Source organism: Microcystis sp. LE19-41.2A, assembly GCF_027530405.1.
Classification (GTDB): domain Bacteria; phylum Cyanobacteriota; class Cyanobacteriia; order Cyanobacteriales; family Microcystaceae; genus Microcystis; species Microcystis aeruginosa.
In genome coordinates, this window is record NZ_JAPZQJ010000210.1 from 1 (window position 1) to 3,759 (window position 3,759).

General features: G+C 43.1%; 3 protein-coding genes. 2 read left to right on the plus strand and 1 reads right to left on the minus strand.

Annotated features, from left to right (window positions below; all coding sequences use genetic code 11):
• The first annotated feature begins 255 nt into the window (after positions 1 to 255).
• Positions 256 to 522, plus strand: a complete 267-nt coding sequence (locus O9290_RS09240) for a hypothetical protein (RefSeq protein WP_002763196.1) — start codon at positions 256 to 258, stop codon at positions 520 to 522.
• Here O9290_RS09240 and O9290_RS09245 read toward each other — a convergent pair.
• Positions 519 to 2,183, minus strand: a complete 1,665-nt coding sequence (locus O9290_RS09245; protein WP_288059386.1) for a transglutaminase domain-containing protein — start codon at positions 2,181 to 2,183, stop codon at positions 519 to 521. The two genes, O9290_RS09240 and O9290_RS09245, sit on opposite strands and share 4 nt — an antisense overlap.
• Positions 2,184 to 2,295: 112 nt before the next feature.
• Between O9290_RS09245 and cofG the strand changes: the two genes are divergently transcribed.
• Positions 2,296 to 3,183, plus strand: a complete 888-nt coding sequence (cofG, locus tag O9290_RS09250) for a 7,8-didemethyl-8-hydroxy-5-deazariboflavin synthase subunit CofG (protein ID WP_288059384.1) — start codon at positions 2,296 to 2,298, stop codon at positions 3,181 to 3,183.
• Positions 3,184 to 3,759 lie beyond the last annotated feature (576 nt).

Here is a 3,759-nt window from a genome sequence, read left to right on the forward strand (position 1 = left end):
GGGGTCAATTACCTAATTTTCAGGGAAAAAGTACCTGAATTTTCCCCCCAATCACTCCAAAGGTCGGCACTTTTTGAGGGAAAACAAGTCTAAAAACCCTATCCAACAAGGTTTTTAGATTTATTCAGCAAACCCTAATTACACATCTCAAGGGAAATTAATTTGGCACGACTACTTAACGAATTATTGCGATCGCTTGCCAGGAACTAATTTTCAGCGATAATCTAAAGTCAGAGTCCATCGGGAGATAAGATCATGAACTTTCGTCTAGTTCTATTTTCAGGCCTTGTTACCGCTTTAGTCGGGGCAGGTATCGGTTATGGCATTAGCCGCATTGAACGCAATCCCAGCCAAGTCAACTATAAAAATCCCTATAACTATCAAATCATCTATGGACGTTATTTTGCCGGTGCCGGGGCAGCCTTGGGCTTCTGTGTGGGCGCGGGTTTGCAAATGGTCAAAGAACTCAAAGAAGAAAGAGATAGAGAAATGGGCATCCTAGATGATGGCTCAGAATTCTAGTCTTTTGGGGCTAATTCCTCAAGAATGACGAATTGAACGTGATTAATCGCTAAATCGCCGATGGGAACTTGGGTTTTTAACACCGGTTGTCCTTCACTGAGCATTCGTTCAAAGGGGATATCTTTGGCAATTTCCGTGTGATACCAAGCTAAACCCATAAAGAAACGATTGGGATAGGGACCACCTTCAAAAATATCATCGGGATTGGACTCCATGGGAACCCAACCGATAGAGGGGAGATAAAATTCCATCCAGACGTGATTGTAATCTGGTTCGAGGGGTAAATTACGTTCGAGGGGATGGGGTGGGCATTTATAACGTCCTACCGTACGACAGGCAATACCATTGAGACGACACAAAGCCAATAATAAACCCACATATTCGCCACAGGAACCCACTCCGCGCCGCAGGGCAATATCGGGGGTGTCGATGTTGGGTTTGATGCCGTAGGAAAGCTGATCATAGACGTAGTTACGAATACTATAAACTTTTCTGAGTAGATTGGTTTCCCGACCAGTCGCTTCTTGGGCAGCATTGAGGATAATTTCTGTATTCATAGCCAGATCATCATTATCGATCAAATAGCGATCGGGAAAATCGGCGGGTAAGGGGGGTAAATCTTCGCAATCTTTGGGAGTAATTTGGTATTTAATTCCCCACACTTCTAAGACCACTTTCCAACCAAAAATATGACGTTGTTTGGCGGTTATTTGCTTGAACTTAAATACTGCCACCCGCTGCCCGTCTTGAATTTCTTCAGTAAAAGGCAATCCCACCGCTTCGACGCTGCGAATTTTTTGCCGCGGTGTTTCTAGGGGTAAAGCGATGCGCCATTCCACATCTTTTAGTTCGATATTATATAGAGGTTCCAATTCCTCGACGTAGGATAATTCGATCAGATAACCATTAGAAAGGGTGTATTTTTTAGCGGGATCGTAGTGAAAATATAGAGGATGGACAAAAGTACGCGGACGATAACTAAGTTCGTAAACCTGTTCGGAATTGGGATTATCGCGGATAAAGGGTTCTTGGAAAGCATAGGCCACATATAAGATATCCTTGCCACTGTTCGCATCGCGATAAAATGCTAATCCCGTCGGTGATTCAAAAGGAGTTATCATGCTAAAAAGCTGTTCTCCCGTGGCGCGATCAAGACAGTAAACCGTTTGTTCTAGGGTATCCGTTAACCAAAGTTCTTCCCCGCGAATGGTGATATTTTCGATGCCGATACCCGGTGCGTACAAACGAGTAATTTCCTGTCCCGATTGGCGATCAAATATAAAGATTTGTCCAGAACGTTGACAAGTGACATAAATTGTGTTAGCAGTTACGGCGACTCCGTTAGCGGTGTAGGGAAGACGGGTAAAAAATTTCGGGGTAAAATCTTCGAGAGTGCAGCAGTAGAGATTTTCGCGGGTAGTAAACCAGAGGTTATTTTGATCATCGATTGCCAATCCCGTCGTCCCGACGAATTCTTGCCAGCGATGGGAATTAATTACGGTTGTATGACCAGTATCGAGGGCAATTTGGTATAAATAGCCGTTTTTTGCGTCGATAGCGATTAATTTGTTATCTTGAAATACAATTCCGTGCAGGGCCGTGGCGCTAATCGGGCGAATCGTTTGACGATGGGAGGGAAGACTGGCAGGATCGAAAATCATAGGAGGAAGCGAAAAGGGAGGGTGTTTTTAAGTGAATAAAACAGCAATTCTCCCCACGATAGCAAATTTTATCGCCCTTGAATGCTCGTAATGAACTCCAATTCCGAAAAAAATGTCAAGAATTGTCACCTATAGTCCCTCTCATACCCTTGTACCTACCTACGAGTGTTTCAATCGTTGCAGTTATTGTAATTTTCGCAGGGATTTAGGCACTGATGGCTGGTTAAGTCTAGACAAGGCCAAAGAGATTTTAACTGCTTTGCAGGGTTCGGAAATTACGGAAATTTTAATTCTTAGCGGCGAAGTTCATCCTTTAGCAGCCAATCGAGAGTCATGGTTTCGGCATATTTATAATTTAGCAGCATTGGCTTTAAATATGGGTTTTTATCCCCATACCAATGCGGGGATTTTAACTTTTGCCGAGATGGAAAAACTGAAAAATGTCAATCTATCTATGGGCATAATGTTAGAACAAATGACGGTGACTTTATTAAATACTGTCCATCGTCATGCCCCCAGTAAAGTGCCATCCCTGCGCTTAGAGCAGTTACAATGGGCGGGAGAATTAGGAATTCCTTTTACCACGGGTTTATTATTAGGAATTGGTGAAACAGAATGCGATCGCTTAGTAACCTTAGAAACTATTGCCGCTATTCATCAACGTTGGGGACATATTCAAGAAGTGATCCTACAACCCTATAATCCGGGTAAAAGAGAACAGTGGCAAAATAATCCTTTTGATCTGCAAAAATTACCCGATCTGGTTAGACAAGCTAGGGAAATTTTGCCCCCAGATATTGTCATTCAAATTCCCCCGAATTTAGTACCCGATCCTCTTTTTCTCTTGGATTGTTTAGCGGCAGGAGCGAGGGATTTAGGCGGTATTGGCCTTATCGATGAAGTTAATCCCGATTACCTCCATTTACACCCCGATAAATTAAAGGAATTTTTAGCAATTTATGGCTGGGAATTAAAGGCGCGTCTGCCGGTTTATCAGTAATCAGTAAACAGTAAACAGTAATCAGTGAAAAGATAGCACTGTTAATGCCATTTAACACTCCTTACTTAATACCGCATAATTGATTATTATTCATTCTTAATTCTTCTGACGACCGACGACCGAGGGTGCATCTCATTTTTGTCAATCTACCAATTGGGATTTTTACGGGGAAACTCTCGGCTAAGATCGGGCATTACTTCCGATTTTATCACTCAATCCAAGCTTTTGGGGGGTTCTACCCCCCAAACCCCCCGTTGGGAGCGTGGCGCCGCCCCCAAACCCCCCGCGCATTAGTTTTTCGGTGGGATGCTTACACGCGATTGTTCATATTTTTGTACTAATTTAAGAGTCACTGATAATTGCTGATTGTCGGTATTTCTGCAAATGTGGGATGCACCCTGTCTCCTATCTGGTACTATGATAAGAACGTAGGTGGGGTTGAAGCATGAAACCCAACGCCCGCATGGGTTACGCTACCGCTAACCCATCCTACAAATAATTGTGCCTACCTACTTATCCGATACTTTTTTGTTAACATAGATTAGCAATGCACTTTCAGAGATTCTCTTAAAACAG

Bases quoted from the DNA above. Each gene is read 5' to 3' on its own strand.
- O9290_RS09240 (WP_002763196.1), top strand. From the start codon at position 256: ATGAACTTTCGTCTAGTTCTATTTTCAGGCCTTGTTACCGCTTTAGTC.
- O9290_RS09245 (WP_288059386.1), bottom strand. From the start codon at position 2,183: ATGATTTTCGATCCTGCCAGTCTTCCCTCCCATCGTCAAACGATTCGC.
- cofG (WP_288059384.1), top strand. From the start codon at position 2,296: ATGTCAAGAATTGTCACCTATAGTCCCTCTCATACCCTTGTACCTACC.